The 18,806-nt window shown below is 29.4% G+C and carries 15 protein-coding genes; 10 read left to right on the top strand and 5 right to left on the bottom strand.

From position 1 onward, the window contains the following. Positions 1-24: 24 nt before the first annotated feature. The 5 genes from Q0731_RS04090 to Q0731_RS04070 all read left to right on the top strand — a co-directional run bounded on the left by Q0731_RS04090 (position 25) and on the right by Q0731_RS04070 (position 7,168). Positions 25-2,649, top strand: a complete 2,625-nt coding sequence (locus Q0731_RS04090; protein ID WP_299060241.1) for a TonB-dependent receptor — start codon at positions 25-27, stop codon at positions 2,647-2,649. A 170-nt stretch (positions 2,650-2,819) separates the two neighbouring features. Further along, a complete protein-coding gene (locus Q0731_RS04085; RefSeq protein WP_299060238.1) occupies positions 2,820-3,185 on the top strand; it encodes a glutaredoxin family protein in 366 nt (121 codons plus the stop codon). Next, positions 3,175-4,482: an MFS transporter gene (locus Q0731_RS04080; RefSeq protein ID WP_299060235.1), complete on the top strand. Its 1,308-nt coding sequence runs from the start codon at positions 3,175-3,177 to the stop codon at positions 4,480-4,482. The genes Q0731_RS04085 and Q0731_RS04080 overlap by 11 nt, the downstream gene beginning before the upstream one ends. After that, complete coding sequence (locus Q0731_RS04075) at positions 4,472-5,410, top strand: carbohydrate kinase (protein ID WP_299060233.1); 939 nt, start codon at positions 4,472-4,474, stop codon at positions 5,408-5,410. Before Q0731_RS04080 ends, Q0731_RS04075 begins: the two co-directional genes overlap by 11 nt. A gap of 18 nt (positions 5,411-5,428) precedes the next feature. Then, a complete protein-coding gene (locus Q0731_RS04070) occupies positions 5,429-7,168 on the top strand; it encodes a glycosidase (protein ID WP_299060231.1) in 1,740 nt (579 codons plus the stop codon). A 268-nt stretch (positions 7,169-7,436) separates the two neighbouring features. On the opposite strand, the gene Q0731_RS04065 is transcribed toward Q0731_RS04070, so the two are convergent. Together Q0731_RS04065 and Q0731_RS04060 are read right to left on the bottom strand one after the other, a co-directional pair. Further along, entirely contained in the window at positions 7,437-7,646 is a 210-nt protein-coding gene (locus Q0731_RS04065) for a hypothetical protein (protein WP_299060228.1), read from the bottom strand. A gap of 19 nt (positions 7,647-7,665) precedes the next feature. Continuing rightward, on the bottom strand, positions 7,666-9,240 hold the full coding sequence (locus Q0731_RS04060) for a family 16 glycosylhydrolase (RefSeq protein ID WP_299060225.1): 1,575 nt from the start codon (positions 9,238-9,240) through the stop codon (positions 7,666-7,668). Between the two features lie 121 nt (positions 9,241-9,361). Between Q0731_RS04060 and Q0731_RS04055 the strand changes: the two genes are divergently transcribed. The 5 genes from Q0731_RS04055 (at position 9,362) to Q0731_RS04035 (ending at position 12,902) form a co-directional block, all read left to right on the top strand. Continuing rightward, positions 9,362-10,084 carry a methyltransferase gene (locus Q0731_RS04055; protein ID WP_299060222.1) on the top strand — a complete coding sequence of 241 codons (723 nt, stop codon included), beginning with the start codon at positions 9,362-9,364 and terminating at the stop codon, positions 10,082-10,084. A gap of 124 nt (positions 10,085-10,208) precedes the next feature. After that, positions 10,209-10,592, top strand: coding sequence for a DUF423 domain-containing protein (locus Q0731_RS04050; RefSeq protein ID WP_299060219.1), 384 nt, complete (start codon positions 10,209-10,211; stop codon positions 10,590-10,592). A 10-nt stretch (positions 10,593-10,602) separates the two neighbouring features. Beyond that, the gene (pxpA, locus tag Q0731_RS04045; protein ID WP_299060217.1) at positions 10,603-11,334 is read left to right on the top strand and encodes a 5-oxoprolinase subunit PxpA; all 732 of its coding nucleotides are present in this window, start codon (positions 10,603-10,605) and stop codon (positions 11,332-11,334) included. Then, positions 11,327-12,058: a 5-oxoprolinase subunit PxpB gene (gene pxpB, locus Q0731_RS04040; protein WP_299060215.1), complete on the top strand. Its 732-nt coding sequence runs from the start codon at positions 11,327-11,329 to the stop codon at positions 12,056-12,058. The genes pxpA and pxpB overlap by 8 nt, the downstream gene beginning before the upstream one ends. Continuing rightward, positions 12,051-12,902: a biotin-dependent carboxyltransferase family protein gene (locus Q0731_RS04035; protein ID WP_299060212.1), complete on the top strand. Its 852-nt coding sequence runs from the start codon at positions 12,051-12,053 to the stop codon at positions 12,900-12,902. Before pxpB ends, Q0731_RS04035 begins: the two co-directional genes overlap by 8 nt. A 58-nt stretch (positions 12,903-12,960) precedes the next feature. Here the strand turns inward: Q0731_RS04035 and Q0731_RS04030 are convergent, their stop codons facing one another. The 3 genes from Q0731_RS04030 to Q0731_RS04020 all read right to left on the bottom strand — a co-directional run bounded on the left by Q0731_RS04030 (position 12,961) and on the right by Q0731_RS04020 (position 18,772). Beyond that, complete coding sequence (locus Q0731_RS04030) at positions 12,961-15,327, bottom strand: sodium-translocating pyrophosphatase (RefSeq protein WP_299060209.1); 2,367 nt, start codon at positions 15,325-15,327, stop codon at positions 12,961-12,963. A gap of 288 nt (positions 15,328-15,615) precedes the next feature. Then, the gene (locus tag Q0731_RS04025) at positions 15,616-16,149 is read right to left on the bottom strand and encodes an inorganic diphosphatase (protein ID WP_299060206.1); all 534 of its coding nucleotides are present in this window, start codon (positions 16,147-16,149) and stop codon (positions 15,616-15,618) included. 121 nt (positions 16,150-16,270) lie between these two features. Beyond that, positions 16,271-18,772 carry a DUF5686 family protein gene (locus tag Q0731_RS04020; protein ID WP_299060203.1) on the bottom strand — a complete coding sequence of 834 codons (2,502 nt, stop codon included), beginning with the start codon at positions 18,770-18,772 and terminating at the stop codon, positions 16,271-16,273. Between the last annotated feature and the right edge of the window lie 34 nt (positions 18,773-18,806).

Raw genomic sequence — 18,806 nt, 5'->3', positions numbered from 1 at the left:
CTTTTTCTTAAATTCATAATTACAATGAAAAAACAATTACAAATTAGATTTACAATGTTGATAGTACTATTACTATCAACTACAGCATTTGTTGCACAGTCAACAATTTCAGGAACTGTAAAAGATCAAAGTGGAAATTTAATTCCTGGAGCAAGTGTTTTACTTAAAGAAAACTCTAAAGGATCAACTACAGATTTTGATGGTAACTTTGAAATTAAAAATGTTGCCAATGGTACTTATACAATTATAGCTTCTTATATTGGTTATGATAGTTTTAAAAAAGAAATTACAGTAAGTGGTGATTTAAAATTAGATGTCATAATTAAAGAAAACACACAATCTTTAGATGAAATTGTTGTAACAGGTGTTGTAAATCCAAAGTCAAAAATAGAGTCAAGTATTTCTATTTCTACTGTTGGTATTAAACAAATAGAACAAGCATCACCTAGGTCTTCAGGAGAACTATTTAGAAATATTCCAGGTATTCGTTCAGAATCTTCTGGTGGAGAAGGTAATGCAAACTTTAACGTTCGTGGAGTGCCAGTTTCTTCAGGTGGGTCTAGATATTTACAATTGCAAGAAGATGGTCTTCCTATAATGTTGTTTGGAGATACTTCTTTTGGTAATGCAGATAACTTTTTACGTATAGATTCTAATATTGGTAGAGTAGAAGCAATTAGAGGTGGTTCAGCAGCTACACAAACTTCAAATGGCCCTGCAGGTATTATTAATATGATAAGTAAAACAGGTAGAATAGAAGGTGGGACTATTGGTGCAACTTATGGTTTAGATTTTCAAAACAGTAGACTTGATTTTGAATACGGAACACCTTTAGGTGAAGGTTTATATTATCATATTGGTGGCTTTATGAGAGTTGGAGAAGGACCAAGAAATATAGGTTACCAAGGAAATAAAGGTGGTCAAGTAAAAGCTAACCTAACTAAAGAATTTAAAAATGGGTATGTACGCACTTATTTTAAATATTTAAATGATAATTCTGTAATGTATATGCCAATGCCAGTAAGTTTAACAGGTACAAATGCAGATCCTACTTTTGGAAATTTACCAGGTTTTGATATTACAAGCGATACTCCACATTCTATAAATATCCAAAATACATATAGTGTTTATGATGGTAATCCTACACAAAATGATATGAGAAGTGGTAACAACCCTGTAAGTGCTTCAGTTGGTGCAGAATTTTCTTTTGACCTTGGTGATGATTGGAAAGTGAATGGTAAAGCAAGATACTCTAACAATTCTGGTCAATGGAATGCTCCATTTACAGCAAATGTTGGTACAGTAGCGGAAATAGAAGCTTTAACAAGAGATGCTTCAGGAGCAACAGGCACTTTAACTTACGAAGATGGTACACCATTTAATCCTGCAAACGGATTAGCTCAAGACTTAAGATATTTTGATGTAACTATCGAAGATTTAAGCAACTTTTTTAGTGATATAAAAGTGTCAAAAGCAATTAATGATAATATAGGTGTAACTGTGGGTATGTTTTCTGCAACACAGAACACTAAAATAGGATGGCAATGGAGTTCTGCAATTTCTGAAGTAGTAGGTGATGGTAAAGCTAGATTAGGTGTTTTTGATGGGTTTTCACAAGGAGGTGCATACTCTTTTGGTCAACCTGTTTGGGGTAACTGTTGTCAAAGAAAATACAATACAGTACACAATGTAAATTCTCCTTATGTAGGCGTAGATGCAGAAATTTCTGAAAAATTAAACTTTGATGGTAGTATTCGTTTTGAAAACGTAAATGTAAATGGAACAATTAACTCAGGACAATTAAGTAATTTAGATGCAAATGGAGATTTAATTGGTTTCGATTACAATAGTGATGGTTCAATAAGTCCTTTTGAGCAAACTATACCTACGATAGCTGGTAATCCTGGGCAGGCAATAAGTGACGATTATAATTTTGTTTCTTACTCTGCAGGTGTAAACTATAAAATTAATGATGGAGCTGCACTTTTTGGAAGATATAGTAAAGGTGCTTCTGGTAGAGCTGCAGATAGAAATACTTATGGAGCTGATGGTTTAGGAGATGTACAATTTGATGAAATTTCTCAATTTGAAGTTGGTTTAAAAAAGAGATTAAATAATGGTGTTTTAAATGTTACAGGTTTTTTAAGTAATACAGAAGAAGGAATTAGTAATGAATTAAATAGAACTGTTGGAAACCCTTTTAAAGCTTTAGGTTTAGAAGTTGAGTCTGCATACAGATTTGGAGATTTTGGCATTAATGGTTCAGTTACATACACAAAAGCAGAAATTGATGGAGGAGATAATAAAGGAAATAAACCAAGAAGGCAAGCAGATTTTGTGTATAATTTAGCTCCAACATATTCTTTTGGTAAAGAAAAGCAACACCTTTTAGGAATCACAATATTAGGAACCTCTAAATCTTTTGCTCAAGATGATAATGACCTTGTAATGCCAGGTTATGCTTATTTAAATGCAGTAGCAAGAGTTAGTTTAACCAAAGGGTTATCTTTAAGTGTAAATGCAAATAATTTATTTGACACCATAGGTGTTACTGAAGTAGAAGGAAATGGAAACATAGCTGGTGGTTTAGCAGCAGCAAGAACAATTTCTGGTCGTTCTACAACAATGACATTGCAATATAGTTTTTAGTCAAAGTTGGTTAGGTTTTATTAATTTGAATTAGAAATGAAGCCAATGAAATTTTCATTGGCTTTTTTTATAAAATTAAATTCTAAAAATAAGTATGTAAAATAAGACGAAACAGTCTCTTCTTTTAATAAAAAAAACTAAAATTATTATTCTTTTAAAAAAAATGTAAAATGAAATATCTTGTAATTATAGCTCTTTTTTTAACTACACTTTATTGCAATGCACAAGAATCAACTTATCAAACTAAACAATCAAAAAAAGAAAAAATAATAGTGTATGGAAGTGATAGTTGTCATAGTTGTATAGATACAAAAGCTTTTTTGAAAGAAAAAAAAATTGAATTTACGTATTTCGATATAGATGTGAATAAAGAGAAAGAACAAGAAATGTTAGTAAAATTGCAAAAAGCTCATATTTCTATTAACACTTTAAGTTTACCAGTTATAGACAATAAAGGAGATGTTTTTTTAAATCAAGGCAATTTCAAAGAGTTTCTAAAAATAGTTGATAAAAAATTGAAAAAAGATGAAAATTAAAAAGCCCACTTTAAGTTTTTGGCAAATTCTAAATATGAATGTTGGTTTCTTCGGAATTCAATATAGTTTTGGTTTGCAACAAAGTGCAGTTACACCTATTTACGATTTTTTAGGAGCAAGTCCAGATCAAATTCCGATTTTACATCTTGCTGGCCCAGTAACTGGTTTGTTAGTTCAACCTATTATAGGAGCATTAAGCGATAAAACTTGGAGTCCAAAATTTGGTAGGCGTAAACCTTATTTCTTAATCGGCGCAATTTTATGTAGTTTAACCTTATTTATTTTCCCTTATAGTAGTTCTCTTTGGATGGCTGCAGGTTTACTTTGGATTTTAGATGTAGGTAATAATACAGCAATGGAGCCTTATAGAGCTTTAATTGCAGATAATTTAGATGAGAAACAACAGCCTTTAGGCTTTCAAATGCAAAGCTTTTTTACAGGTTTAGGCCAAGTATTAGCCAATTTATCATTATTTATTTTTCCTTTAATTTTTATAGGTACTACAGGGTCTTTACCAACTTGGGTATATGCTTCCTTTTTTTTAGGTGCAGTTTGTTCTATTGGTACAGTTTTGTGGAGTAATTATAAAATTAAAGAAATTCCTCCAATACCAGAAGAATTAGAGAAATTAAAAGAAAAAAGAAGTGTTTTAGAACCGCTAATTGAAATTTTTTCAGCCATAAAAGATATGCCAAAAGTAATGTGGCAATTGGCATTAGTATATTTATTTCAATGGTATGCATTGTTTTGTTATTGGCAAAATTCGTCTAAAAGTGTAGCACTTTCTGTTTGGAATGCAACTCCAGAAAATAAAGAAATGTATAGTGAAGCAGTTAGTTGGACAGGTTTAGTAAACGGATGGTACAATGTAGTAACATTCTTGGTTGCATTTGCCTTAGTTGGTTTTGCAAAAAAATACAGCCCTAAAAAAGTACACGCTTTTTGTTTAATCTTAGCTGCTATTGGTTTTTTAGTTTTTCCACATATAGAAAACAAAAACTTACTATTCTTTGCCATAACTGGTTTTGGTATTGGTTGGGCAAGTATGATGGGTATTCCTTATTTAATGGTCGTTTCAGATATCCCAAAAGAAAGATATGGGGTTTATATGGGTATTATTAATATGATGATTGTAATTCCAATGATAATTCAAACCCTATCTTTTGGTTATGTATTAAAAAATTTCTTGAACAACGACCCTAGAAATGCCATCACTTTTGCAGGAATTTTATTAGTCATCAGTGCCGTTTTTACGCTATTCATAAAAAGTAAAAAAGAAGAAAGTTTTGAAAAATAACAATAAAAATATAGATATTATTTGTGTTGGTGAAGTCTTAATTGATTTCATTGGCCATCAATCTAATGTCTTAATCAACAATACTAGAGATTATCACAGGTATTTAGGAGGTTCTCCAACAAATGTAGCAATGAATGCTGCTAGATTAGGGTTAAATTCTATGATGGTGGCAACAGTGGGTAATGATGGTTTTGGGGAATATATTTTTGATAGATTAAATACTGTAGGTGTTAATACTAACAATGTTAAGAAATTAGCAGATAAACCAACAAGTGTGATTTTTGTTTCAAGATCTCAAGGAACTCCAGATTTTATACCTTTTAGAGTGGCAGATTCTTTTATATCAGAAGATCAAATATCTACAGAAATATTAAACAAAACTAAAATATTTCACACCACTTGTTTTGCTTTAAGCAAAGGTCCAGCTCAAACAACAATATTAAGCAAAGCAAAAGAAGCTTATGGTTTAGGTTGTAAATTAAGTATCGATATCAACTATGCTAAAAAACTGTGGAAAAGTCAAGAAGAGGCATTAAATGTAATAAAAACTTATTGCAGTTTTAATCCGCTAATCAAGATTAGTGAAGATGATATGTTAAGACTTTTTGAAAAAGAAGTACCACATCAAGAAATTTTTACATTCTTTCATAATTTAGGGGCAGATACCGTTTGCTTAACATTAGGAGAAAAAGGTGTAAAACTATCTCAAATAGACAAAAAAATAATTGAATTACCTGCCATTAAAGTAGAAGAAGTAATGGATACAACTGGTGCAGGAGATGCTTTTTGGTCTGGTTTTTTATTTGCTTTTATTAAAGAAAAACCAATTGAGGAATGTTTGCAAATAGCTTTAAAATTAGCCGCATTAAAACTTCAAAATGTGGGTAGATTACCAGACAATATCAATATTCTATCAAAACTTTTATAAACTATTCTTATAGATATTATGAGCCCGAAAAAATCACAAACTATTGCTAATGGTGTAATGCTAAATACATATCCAGATAGTATTGGTCATAAATTAAGCGATACTATTAAAATGTTGCAATTACCAGAATTTAAAGATGTTTTTTCTTTATTTTATGTGTTGCCTACTTTTTTTAATAGCGATTTAGATAGAGGGTTTTCTATTATTGATTACAACTTGAATGAAGAGCTCGTTTCTAAAAAAGATTTAAAAGCTTTAGAGAATTTAAACATTATGTTGAAATTCGATATTGTTCTGAATCACTTATCAGTAAATTCTCTTCAATTTAAAGATCTATTAGAGAACGGAGAAAATTCTAAGTACAAAGATTTCTTTATCAATTGGAACACTTTTTGGCAAGGCAATGGAACTAGAAATGATGATAACATCTTAATTCCAAAGAAAGAATTTTTAGAGAAGTTATTTATGCGCAAATCAGGACTTCCAATTTTAAAAGTTCCTTTTCCTGATGGCTCTGAAAAACCATATTGGAATACTTTTTATCAAAGTATAACAAATAATAAAATCAAAGTAGATGATTTAATTCGTATTAAAGGATTAAGTAGAGAAAATGCCATTTTAATTTGTGAAAAAGTAAACTTTGCAATCGATAATAATTTAGATTTAAAAACTTTTAGTTTTAATGAATTAGCACAGTATAAAGAAGAAGTTCTTAAAATAGTCTATAGAAAAAGTTCTTTTTTAGGCCAGATGGATGTCAACGCAAAATCTGAACTAGTTTGGGAGTTTTATGAAGAAACTTTAGCTAAAGTTAAAAGCTTTGGATGTAAAATTTTACGTTTAGATGCCTTTGCTTATTTGCATAAAGAAATAGGACAAACCAACTTTTTTAACAAACCTGGTACTTGGCATTATTTAGAAAGAATTAATCAAATTGCAAAAAAAAATGATTTAATTCTATTGCCAGAAATTCACGCAGAATATGGTTTAAACTTACACCACGAAGTTGCAAAAGAAAACTATCAAATATATGATTTTTTCTTACCAGGTTTAATGATTCATACACTTGAAACCAATAATAATAAAGCCCTTTTAACGTGGATAAATGAAATCATAAGCAAAGGTTATAAGACTGTAAATATGCTAGGTTGTCATGATGGTATTCCTGTTTTAGATTTAAAAGGAAAAGAAGTAAATGGTACTTATAATAAAGGTTTATTAGAAGATAGCCAAATAGAATCTATTATGAATACAATTATGAATCGTGGAGGAAGAGTAAAAAACTTATACGATCCATCAGGTAAAAAAATATCTTATTATCAAGTAAATGCTACTTTTTTTAGTGCTTTAGGAGAAAATGAACAAAAGTTATTATTGGCAAGAGCTATACAAATGTTTATGCCTGGTATTCCACAAGTTTGGTATTTAGATATTTTTGCGGGCAAAAACAACTATAAAGCTGCAGATAAAGGTGGTAGTGGAGGTCATAAAGAAATTAATAGAACCACCCTTTCTAAAGAAGATGTTGCCAAAGGATTAAAAAAGGATATTGTTTTAAATCAACTTAAAATAATGCGTTTGAGAAATACCTTAAAAGCATTTTCTGGAGATATAAGTATTAAAAACGTTACTGAGGATAAATTAAGTATTTTATTTACAAACATAGATTCGTATGCACATCTAGAAGCAGACTTAAAAACATTCAATTTCTCTATTTCTTATACGATAAATAATGATGAAAATAAATTAGTTTTTTGATTTTATAAGTTTCAGAAATTAATACATATAGGATAAACTCTTGTGAATTAAGTTAGATGTTAAGAGTTATTTATATATTAAGAAAACATTTTAGATAAGAAGGGTTTAAACTTTGTATTAGTTAACAGTTCTCTGCAATTTTAAAGTTAAGAAATTTAATCTCTGATTTTAAATTTATATCGTAGTTGAATTTAATTTCAGCATATTGACCATTTTTACCTCTTGCAGTTTCATCAATTACTAATTCATCATCAACATAAATCTTTACTTAAATTTCTTCAGTATCAGGATTGTTTCTGTAAACTTCTCCGTTAATATATCTAAAATCGTAATTTTCAAATGTTAAAACAAAAGGTATAGGTTTTCCAGAGGAATCATAAGTGAAATTATGTACAACCACAGGGTAAGTATTTGTGAGATAATCAAAATAACTAACCCTTATTTCATCAAGAGTTAATTGTGTAGTGTTAAATTCCATTTTCACAACTCTATCTTCATTATTTAATTAAGATTTTTTGAGTAGCAACTTTATTATTTGCATAAATTTTCATCAAGTATAATCCTGATTGTAAATTATTAATATTTAAATTTTTTGTAATTTTTTCTTCCTTTAAAACTAACTGCCCTATACAAGAGTAGATTTCAATTTTATCAATAAAATTTTTAGATTTTATTGAAATGAAATTTGATGCCGGATTTGGATAAACTAAAAACTGAGCACTAAAAAAATCATCAGTACTAGCAGTGTTATTTTGATAGACTCTTACATAGTCGATTACCATAGCACTTTCTGTAAAATTAGTGTCAGGTGTACCAGCAAAACCACCCATAGCAACATTTAACAATATAAATTGGTCTAAATCAAAAGGCCAAGTACTAGTGTTTTTTGAAGAAGGATTGTAGGTATAATAACCAACACCATCGATCATAAAGGTTATTTGATTTGGGGACCAATTCATTGAATAAATATGAAAATTTTCTGCTACGTTTGGTAAAGCTTTTGTAGATGTATTTTCTGTATTACCAGAACTTGAAGGTGTGTGTATTGCACTAGAAACTACATTTTTTGTGTGTAAACCATGTTCCATAATATCTATTTCCCCACAAGCAGGCCAATTTGTAGTTCCAAAACCTTTTGTTTGAAAGTATGCGCCAGTTTCGTTTACATTTTTCCCTAAAGTCCATATTGCAGGCCAAGTTCCATTACCTTTAGGTAATTTTGCACGTACATCTACTCTTCCATGAGTAAATGCGTATTTAGAATTTAATCTTGCAGAGGTGTAGTCTAAAGTAATTCCATTTTGATTTTTAGTTTCTTTTTTAGCAACAATAAATAAGTTGCCATTAGTAACAAAAGAATTAGCATTACTGTCTGTATAATGTTGTAGCTCACCATTAAACCATCTACCTGCATTGGGACCAAAAGTTTGATGATGCCATTTGTTAGGGTCAATTTTTGTACCATTAAATTCATCAAACCAAACTAAATTATTATAAATAACATCTAAAGTATTTGGATCTGTGACAGTAGAACCGTCGTTAATATCATCTATATGAAAACTTGCTGGAGGTTTATTAGCTACTCCTTTGTCTATAAAAATTGTTAACCTATTGTAATTTCCAGTTGCATTAATAGTAGCGTTAGAAAAGTTAAATTCAATATTATTTGACCAACTACTAGGGCTTCCAGAAACTGTTGCTGAAACTTCTATATCTGGATTAGAACCACCTTGTTCTAGCTTAACTGTTATTGTATGAGAATCTCCATCATATTTAAAAAAATCTAATGTGATTATTTTATTGGTATCTAGATTTATTGATTTTGACAAATCGATATAAAACCCTTGAGAATCACTAGGGTTATTAGCATCTATAAAAAAACGCCCCACTTTATCAGAATTATCTTGTTCGTTATTAAAAATATCAAATTTGTTAGGTGGATTAACATTTGTATTTTCATTAAATACAGTAAATGAATGAGAATTGTCAGAAAAATCTATAGGCATTTGCTGTGAAAATAGTGATGTTGAATACATTAAAAATGTACAAACTAATGAGTAAATTACTTTCATATATGATTATTAATTGTTGTAGGTCAAATTTAGTTTTTATTGTATAAAACTCTAAAATCATTGCCTATACAAAAACCATACAGAATAATTATTTAACAAAATTTTGAAGTACTTTTGAGGTATGAATAAACCTTTTCAATTCAAAGAATTTAATATCCAACAAGATAAAACTGCCATGAAAGTTGGTACAGATGGTGTTTTGTTGGGTGCTTGGTGTACTATTGATAATTATCCTGATACTATTTTAGATATTGGTGCTGGCACAGGTTTAATTTCATTAATGCTGGCACAACGTTCTGATGCAATGACAATTGATGCTGTTGAGGTTGATGAAAACGCCTATGAACAAACTGTAGAAAATTTTGAACAGTCTGATTGGGCAGATAGATTGTATTGTTATAATGCTAGTTTTAATGAATTTGCTGATGAAATTGCAGAAGAGGAAGAAACTTATGATTTAGTAGTTTCGAATCCGCCATTTTATAATGATGAATTTGAAACTGAAAATAAAAGTAGAAACAAAGCACGTTTTACGTCTGCACTTTCTTTTGAAGATTTGCTAAATGGTATTTCTAGAATTTTATCTAAAACTGGAATTTTCTCTGTAATTATTCCGCATAAAGAAGAAAAGAGTTTTATCAATTTAGCAAAGGCTAACAATTTGTTTTTAAATAAACTTTGTAGAGTTCAAGGAAATGAAACTACAGAAGTTAAAAGAAGTTTATTAGAATTTTCTTTTGATGAAACTAAAGTTGAAGAGGAAAGTTTAATTATAGAAACTGAGCGACATAAATACACGCAAGATTATATCAATTTAACGAAAGATTTTTATTTGAAGATGTAGATTGTTTTTGTCATAGCTAGGTACGAAGTAATCTGTTTATTATAAATATTTCTGTCTTACCTTGTAATAACAAATTTTCACTAATTTAAAAGAATAAACTACTTTTGCTTTAAATCATCTTATAATGATAAAAAATTTAGCAATTACGTGTTTTTTAGGCTTATTAACCATTGTTTTAGGTGCTTTTGGTGCTCATGGTTTAAAAGATGTTTTGTCAGTTACAGAAATCTCTAGCTTTAATACAGGAGTTCGTTATCAAATGTATCACGTAATTGTATTGTTATTTGTCAATATATATGATGGATTTACAAACTCTCAAAAAAACAAAATTTCTTATTTATTCTTTTTAGGTATTTTACTTTTTTCAGGTTCTATTTATGCAATTCATTTAACTACAATTACAGCTAAATCTATTTGGTTTGTAACTCCTTTGGGAGGATTGATTTTAATAATTGGTTGGTTTTTAATGACGTTGATCTTCATCAAAAAGTATAAAGAGAAAAAATAATTTTATACAAATGAAGATTGATCTTAATTGTGATGTTGGAGAAGGAATGATAAATGAACATTTGCTATTGCCATATATATCTTCTTGTAACATTGCTTGTGGTGGTCATTTTGGGGATGAAAAATCGATAGACAAAACAATTCAATTAGCGATTAAAAATAATGTTTTAATAGGAGCCCATCCTTCTTTTCCTGATCCAATAAATTTTGGTAGAAAGATAATGGATGTCACTAAAGAAGAATTGCATAAAAGTATTCAAAGTCAGTTAGATTTATTTTTAGAGAGAATGTCTAAATTCAATCAAAAACTACATCACATAAAACCTCATGGAGCATTGTATAATTTAATAGCTGTTGATGAAAATGCTGCTATTAATTTTATAAAATCTATTAAAAAATATACAAAAGATGTTTTTTTATATGTGCCTTATGCTTCTGCTGTTGAAAGAATTGCTGTTCAAAATGATATCAATATAAAGTATGAAGCTTTTGCAGATAGAAATTATAATAATGATGTAACATTGGTTGCTAGAAGTAATGAAAATGCTATAATTGCTGATGCAGAAGAGGTTTTAAATCATATTTGTAGCATTGTTTTTAATAAAACAGTAAAAACTATTTTTAAGGTTGATAAAAAAATTAAAGCAGATACTTTTTGCATTCATGGAGACCATGATAATACTCTAAAAATTCTTAAGTTTTTATCTAAACAACTTTCTAAAAAAGGAATTGAAATTGGGTAAAGAAATTACATACAAACCTTTTGGAAAGCAAGCTATTTTGATAGAATGGAATGCTGTAATTAGTGAAGTTGTTTTAAATGATATTTTAAGTTTTAAATATAAAATTGAAAATCAAAAAAAGCAAAGTTATACTGATTTAATAGTTGGTTACCATTCTTTAACAATAAAATTTAAAGATGAAATTATTGACTTTAAAGCAACTGTAAAAGAGTTGAAATCAATTTATTTAAGTGTAAATTTTACTATCAAAAAAGATAATTTCATTTGGGAAATTCCTGTTTGTTATCATCCTCAATTTGGAATTGATTTACAAGAAATTGCTAAAAAATCTGAACTTTCTATTGATGAAATTATTGAATTACATTCTAAAACAACCTATACAGTCTACTTTATTGGCTTTTTGCCTGGGTTTTTATATTTAGGAGGATTGGAAGCCCAACTATTTTTCGATAGAAAACCAAATCCGCGTTTACAAGTATCAAAAGGATCAGTTGCAATAGGAGGGAAGCAAACAGGTATATATCCATCAAATTCAGCTGGAGGTTGGAATATTATTGGGAAAACACCTATTAATTTTTTTGATGTACGAAATGAAAATCCTTGTTTTGCAAAATCTGGAGATAAAATAAAGTTTACACCCGTATCTTTAGGTGAATTTTATCAATTAGAACAAGAGATAGAAAAAAAGAACTATTCAATTTCTAAAACTTTACGAAATGATTAAAGTTTTAAAAGCAGGTTTTTATGCTTCTATTCAAGATAATGGAAGAGTTGGTTTTGCTTCAAAAGGAATCCCTATTTCTGGAGTTATGGATTCATATTCAGCAAATATTGCAAATAGTATTGTTGATAATTCTTTAGAAGAAGCTGTTTTAGAAATTACTTTTGGAGGTGTTAAATTACAATTTTTAGCAGATACTTTTATCTGTATTTCTGGGGGTAATTTTTCTCCAAAAATAAATAATCTTCCAGTTTTAATGAATTCAAGAATTAGAATTTTAAAAAATGATATTTTAACTTTTGGGAAGATACATTTTGGAGTAAGATGTTATTTAGCAGTTAAGGATGGTTTTCAGTCAGAAAAAATTTTAAAAAGTAGAAGTTTTTATCAAAATATAACGGATACTTCTGTGATTCAAAAGAATAGTTTTTTATCAATAAATAAAATAGATGCTACTTTAAAATCGACTAATACTTATATTAAAGTATTAAAATCTCATTTTGAAACAAACCAAATAAGATGTTATAAAGGTCCTGAGTTTGAGTTATTAAATAAAAATCATCAGCAACAACTTTTTGAAAAATTATTTACCATTTCAAATGACAACAATAGAATGGGGTATCGTTTAAATGAAGCTATTGAAAATAATTTGCCATCCATTTTAACATCGGCAGTTTTGCCAGGAACTGTGCAATTGACATCTTCAGGTAAATTGATTGTTTTAATGAGGGATTGCCAAGTTACAGGAGGTTATCCTAGAATTTTACAACTTTCAGAGAATGCAATAAACCAACTTTCTCAAAAAACAACCAACTCAGATTTTAAATTTGTTTTAGAAAGTTTGTAAAATGAAAAAAGCACCCAAAAATTTTGGATGCTTTTTATTTTCATTGAAAAAATGATTATTACTTTTCTTCAAGTTCTTTGTTAGTCTCTAAATGAGTTGTCTTATTTTTACTTTCAATATTTTTAATAGCTAGTTTAACATTGTCATGAGTTCCCTCAATAATATCTTTATAGACTACTTCTTTACCGTTTATTATTTCTGGAGTTATAATTTTAGACATTGCTAATTCTCCAGTAGTTTTTACCATTTCAATTTTTACTTCGTTCTTAGTGTTATTGTAATCAGAAACAGCAGCACTATTCATAGCAATACTTGGTGCAATTACCAAAGCCACAACAGACATTAATTTTAAAAGAATATTTAAAGAAGGTCCAGAAGTATCTTTAAAAGGATCTCCAACAGTATCACCTACAACAGCAGCTTTGTGTTCTTCAGTTCCTTTTCTGCCTTGCTCTTCAATAGTTTTCTTTGCGTTATCCCAAGCTCCACCAGCGTTAGATTGAAAGATAGCCATTAAAACTCCACAAGTAGTAACACCTGCTAAAACGCCACCTAACATTTCTGCACCACCAATAAAACCAACAGCAACAGGTACAGCAATAGCTAATAAGCCTGGGAAAACCATTTCTTTAATAGATGCTTTAGTAGAAATATCAACACATTTGTCATATTCAGCAACACCATCAGCAGCATCAAAAATAGCTCTTTGTGCTGTAGTTGCTTTTGTCATATCAGAATCTACAGCTCTCATCACTTCAAGCGCAGCTTTTAACTGAGGAATATCTCTAAATTGTCTACGAACTTCTTCAATCATAGCCATTGCTGCTCTTCCAACAGCATTCATTGATAGTGCAGAAAATACAAATGGTAACATACCACCAATGAGTAAACCAGCCATAATTTTAGGTTGAGAAACATCAATTGCAGTAACACCTGCTGTTTTCATAAAAGCAGCAAATAAAGCCAATGCTGTTAATGCAGCAGAAGCAATTGCAAAACCTTTACCAACAGCTGCAGTTGTGTTACCAACAGCATCTAATTTATCGGTACGCTCTCTAACTTCACTTGGTAATTCTGCCATTTCAGCAATTCCTCCAGCGTTATCACAAATTGGTCCATAAGCATCAACTGCTAATTGAATTCCTGTATTTGCTAACATACCTACAGCTGCAATTGCAATACCATATAAGCCAGCAAAATGATGAGATACTATAATTGCTGCTGCAATTAAAAGAATAGGAATAGCAGTAGACATCATACCAACACCTAAACCAGCAATAATATTTGTAGCTGCTCCTGTTTTAGATTGTTCAACAATAGACATTACAGGTTTTTTACCTGTGGCAGTATAATATTCAGTTACTTTACCAACTGCTAAACCAGCAATTAAACCAGCAATAGTTGCCCAGAATACTCCCATAGCACCAAAAGGTAAACCTACTACAGATTCTGGTATTAAAGCATTGATAATAAAATAAGAAGCAACCACCATTAAACCAGCAGAACCAAATTCACCAATATTTAATGCAGTTTGTGGGTTTCCTCCATCTTTTACTTTTACAAAAAATGTACCTAAAATAGACATTAAAATTCCAACTGCACCAAGTACTAAAGGCAAGTAAACTGCTCCTAAACCACCAACAATACCATCTGTAAAAATGAATGCACCAAGTACCATTGTACCAATAATAGAGCCAACATAAGATTCAAACAAATCTGCTCCCATACCAGCAACATCACCAACATTATCACCAACATTATCTGCAATTGTTGCAGGATTTAAAGGATGGTCTTCTGGGATACCAGCTTCTACTTTACCCACTAAATCTGCACCAACATCTGCTGCTTTTGTATAAATACCTCCACCAACTCTTGCAAATAATGCAATTGATGAAGCACCTAAAGAAAAACCAGAAAGTACGTTTAACACTAGAGTTAAGTTTTCTGCACCAGACCATATATTTTGATAGACCATAAATAAAGTGCTAAGTCCTAAAATACCCAAACCTACTACTCCTAGTCCCATTACTGCTCCACCAGCAAAAGCAACTTCTAATGCTCTACCTAAAGATGTTCTCGCAGCTTCTGTAGTTCTAACATTTGCTTTTGTGGCAACTTTCATTCCAATAAATCCTGCTAAAGCAGAACAAATTGCACCGATAATAAAAGAGATGGCTACCATACCACTAGATCCTGCTTCTGCAGATCCTTTAAAATATAGTAAGATTGCTACAGCAACCACAAAAATTGCTAAGACTTTATATTCAGCTTTTAAAAACGACATTGCACCTTCAGCAATATTCTTGGCAATACGAGCCATTTTTTCATTACCGACTTCTTGTTTAGATACCCATCCGCTTTTTAGAAAAACGAAAATTAAAGCTAAGACCCCAAAAAGAGGTAAAAATTTCACGATTAATTCCATAATTTAGTTAGTTGATTTTAAATTAATTAATTTTTAACGATGCTAAATGTAGTAAAATTAAATTGATAAAAAAAGCATACCTAAATTAAAGATAATGTATTTTAAGCACCTTTAATTTATGTTTTCTATACTATGATTTTTGTCAGTTTTTTTTGAATTATCAATTAACTTTTGATATTGTAAACAGTATTTTTATAATTATAACTTATTTAAAAAGTAAAAACAATACTTAATAGGCAAAAAAAAACACCTTAAAAGTAAGGCGTTTTTCTATTTATGGTTATTTACTTATATGGTAAATGTTCTTTTTTTCTTATGTTCACTATCATCATAACGTTTTACGCATTCGTGATAGATTTTTATAGCTTCTGCTGCATTTCCCCAACCTCCAGTATCTACTTTTTTCTTTTCTAAATCTTTATATACTTGAAAAAAGTGTTCTATTTCTTTTAATCTATGAGGATTTAAATCTGCAATATCTGATTTATTACTCCATATTGGATCAGAAACAGGTACACAAATTATTTTTTCATCAGGTCCTTTTTCATCTGTCATATAAAAAACCCCAATAGGTCTAACTTCCATAACAACCATTGGGTAAGTAGGTTGATGTCCTAAAACAAGAACATCTAAAGGATCTGAATCTAAAGCTAAAGTTTCTGGTATAAAACCATAATCTCCTGGGTACATCATAGAAGAAAATAACATTCTATCAAAACGTATTTTATGTAATGTAAAATCGTATTCATATTTGTTTCTACTTCCTTTAGGAATCTCTATTAAAACGTCAAAAGTTAATGTATCTTTTATTTCTTTACTCATGTTCTCTTTTATGTTTGATTTATAAACAAAAATAGTGATTAATTAAGTTTTATTCTAGGTTTTACTTATAATTTACGCAATGCTTTTCGAATCAAAAGAGTAGCATATTTTTTCTATTTATTTACAAATCTAGTTTAATACCTACTCTTACTGCAAATTTTGGAGTTGTTAAATAACTAAAATTTTGATGGACTGATCGCCATATAAAATCTACACGAAGTGGATGAATATTTCCAATACCAATATTTTCTACTCCAAACCCATATTCATAGTAAAGATTATCAGTAGGAGCAACGTATATTATGTTTGATCTATTAATAGCTCTATTTGCATCAGAAATAGTACCATAGACAGTTTTAAAGTTGATGAGGCCTCTTAAATTTAGTTTTTTTATTAATGGAATTTTATTAAAAATCAAACCATTAAAATGATGCTCAAAATGTCCTGAAATATAAGTATCTGAAACAAAATCATAATAATTAATTAGAGAAAAAGTTCCATTTGTAATCCAGAATGTTTGGTTGGCTGGTATTGGATTTAGTAAAGAAATTGGCACATTTCCAAATGTTTTACCTCCGTCTAAAGTAGTTATTAAAAGTCCTAATTTTCCTAATAAAATAGGGTGGTTGTAATTAATTTGAAGTTTATCATAATTATGAGTCCCATTTAAGATACCTTTATATCCTCTTCTATAATTGATAATAAAAGCAGGAAATAAATTTTTTCCCATTCTTTGCTCAATTCCATAACCATATTCAAATCTTCCAGGAGTATAAATAACATAAAGATCAGAACTTACATCGGTAACATTCGTATTTATATTACCCTCTTTATTTAAGTAGTTAATTGTAAAATCTTTAGGTGAAGCACTTCTAATTTTATTGTGTGCAACAGAAAGCCCCACATTTAGATTCTTTTTTAATTCGATATTAAATTTTATGGCTGTTTTTTTTACTGCTGATAAAAAGAAATTATCTCCTCTAGCAAATAATGCATTGGCATCAAATATATTAGCATTTAACCCATTTGTGTTTAGTAGTTTTGCTCCTAATTGTTCTGTATCATCAAGATAAGCTGCTGCAACTCCTATTCTTGGTTTGTAAGAAAGTAAGTATTTTGCTTCTGTGCCAAATTTGTACTTTTTATCTCTAGTTCCATAAGCTAAAAAGCCAGTTAAACGAAATCGATCATCTACAGTTTTAAAAGTTCTAAAGCCTGCTTTTAACTTTATGCCTTCAACACTATTTCGTGTTATTGTGTTCCAATATTGCCCTATTTGAAAACTTGGTGTAACGTTTATATAACCAGAAGATAATGTATTTAAAACACCAGTAAGTTTCTTTATTTTTTTATTGTTACGAACACTTTTAATTAAGGCAGAAGTTTTTTTAATGTCTTTGTTTTTTCGTTGAAATTTCCAATAATCATCATCTTTTTTAAATTGATCTGGTCTAAATTTCACAATTTTAGTTGTGTAGAAATCATCCGTTTTTGGAAGATTAAATTTGTAATCAGAAAAGTTATTTATTTTAGTAATTGATAAACCTTTGTTTTCATCACCTTTACCAGAAAAAGTTAAATCTGCCTTGTAAATATCTTTTATTGGTAGATATGTGCTATCATTTTTAATTAAATATTCTTTTTCAAAGGATAATTTTCTTACAAAATTAAGATTGATATCTTTTCGAACTCTCATCTTAACTTTAGTAATACAGAAGTTTTTGTCTGCAATCCAAACACTACCCTCAAAAGCTAAATCTGCATCTCTTCTTGGAAAAAAGTAGATAGAATATGTTTTTTTATTATTTACGATTACACTGTCTTGTAAAACATAATCATAGGTTTCAAAACCTGTAGTTGAAATAGGGCTTACAAAAGACTTTCTAAAAATAGTGATGTTGTTTTTATATACATCTATTTCATTAAAAGCATCTGTTATTTTTTGAAAAGCAAATCCGTTTTGTTGAACACCACTTGTCTTTTCAGCTTCAATATCTTGTCTTTCTGTATTGGTTTTGTTGTTTCCATATACATTTGTGATGACTTCTTTTAAGTAAATGGGGATATAAGAATTGACTCCATCTTGACTAACGGGGAATTTTTTCTTGTAAAAATTGTAGTTTTCTTTAAAGACTCTTTTTAAAGAAACAGAGTCTAAGTTATTTAAACCTATTTCAGTTGAAAATGATTTTTTGTACTCGTAGCTATCAAAAATGTTTAAACCGTTTTTCTTTTTATGCTTCCAAACCTCTTTTAAAATTCTGTATGCAGGATTTTCTTTTTTACGAAGCCTTTTTTTAGGTCTGCTAACAATAATAACTTCATTTAGTTGGGAGGTTTCCTCTTTTAAAATTATTTTTAAGAACCCTGTTTTCTTTGTAACTTTTTCTATTTTTGATCCAAAGCCTAATAAAGAAAATTCTATTTTACCATTATTTTTTTTTAATGTAATTGAAAATTTACCCTCAAAATCAGTAGTTGTTCCTAAAGTTGTTTTTTTTACAATTATATTTACAAAAGGTAGTGGTTCGTTTTTTTCATCAAAAACCTTTCCTTTTATGGTTAGCTGTGCATTTACAATAGTTGCAAATAATAGTAAAAATAAGGTTAAAAGCGCCTTCATATTTCAAAGCAAAATCCTTTTTCTACAGATGTAA

The sequence above is a fragment of the uncultured Polaribacter sp. genome, from assembly GCF_947497695.1.
Taxonomy (GTDB): domain Bacteria; phylum Bacteroidota; class Bacteroidia; order Flavobacteriales; family Flavobacteriaceae; genus Polaribacter.
The sequence above is the reverse complement of the archived record's forward strand: the minus strand, read 5'-3'. Positions and strand labels throughout refer to the sequence as shown.

Bases quoted from the DNA above. Each gene is read 5' to 3' on its own strand.
- Q0731_RS04090 (WP_299060241.1), top strand. From the start codon at position 25: ATGAAAAAACAATTACAAATTAGATTTACAATGTTGATAGTACTATTA.
- Q0731_RS04085 (WP_299060238.1), top strand. From the start codon at position 2,820: ATGAAATATCTTGTAATTATAGCTCTTTTTTTAACTACACTTTATTGC.
- Q0731_RS04080 (WP_299060235.1), top strand. From the start codon at position 3,175: ATGAAAATTAAAAAGCCCACTTTAAGTTTTTGGCAAATTCTAAATATG.
- Q0731_RS04070 (WP_299060231.1), top strand. From the start codon at position 5,429: ATGAGCCCGAAAAAATCACAAACTATTGCTAATGGTGTAATGCTAAAT.
- Q0731_RS04065 (WP_299060228.1), bottom strand. From the start codon at position 7,646: ATGGAATTTAACACTACACAATTAACTCTTGATGAAATAAGGGTTAGT.
- Q0731_RS04060 (WP_299060225.1), bottom strand. From the start codon at position 9,240: ATGAAAGTAATTTACTCATTAGTTTGTACATTTTTAATGTATTCAACA.
- Q0731_RS04055 (WP_299060222.1), top strand. From the start codon at position 9,362: ATGAATAAACCTTTTCAATTCAAAGAATTTAATATCCAACAAGATAAA.
- Q0731_RS04050 (WP_299060219.1), top strand. From the start codon at position 10,209: ATGATAAAAAATTTAGCAATTACGTGTTTTTTAGGCTTATTAACCATT.
- pxpA (WP_299060217.1), top strand. From the start codon at position 10,603: ATGAAGATTGATCTTAATTGTGATGTTGGAGAAGGAATGATAAATGAA.
- Q0731_RS04035 (WP_299060212.1), top strand. From the start codon at position 12,051: ATGATTAAAGTTTTAAAAGCAGGTTTTTATGCTTCTATTCAAGATAAT.
- Q0731_RS04030 (WP_299060209.1), bottom strand. From the start codon at position 15,327: ATGGAATTAATCGTGAAATTTTTACCTCTTTTTGGGGTCTTAGCTTTA.
- Q0731_RS04025 (WP_299060206.1), bottom strand. From the start codon at position 16,149: ATGAGTAAAGAAATAAAAGATACATTAACTTTTGACGTTTTAATAGAG.
- Q0731_RS04020 (WP_299060203.1), bottom strand. From the start codon at position 18,772: ATGAAGGCGCTTTTAACCTTATTTTTACTATTATTTGCAACTATTGTA.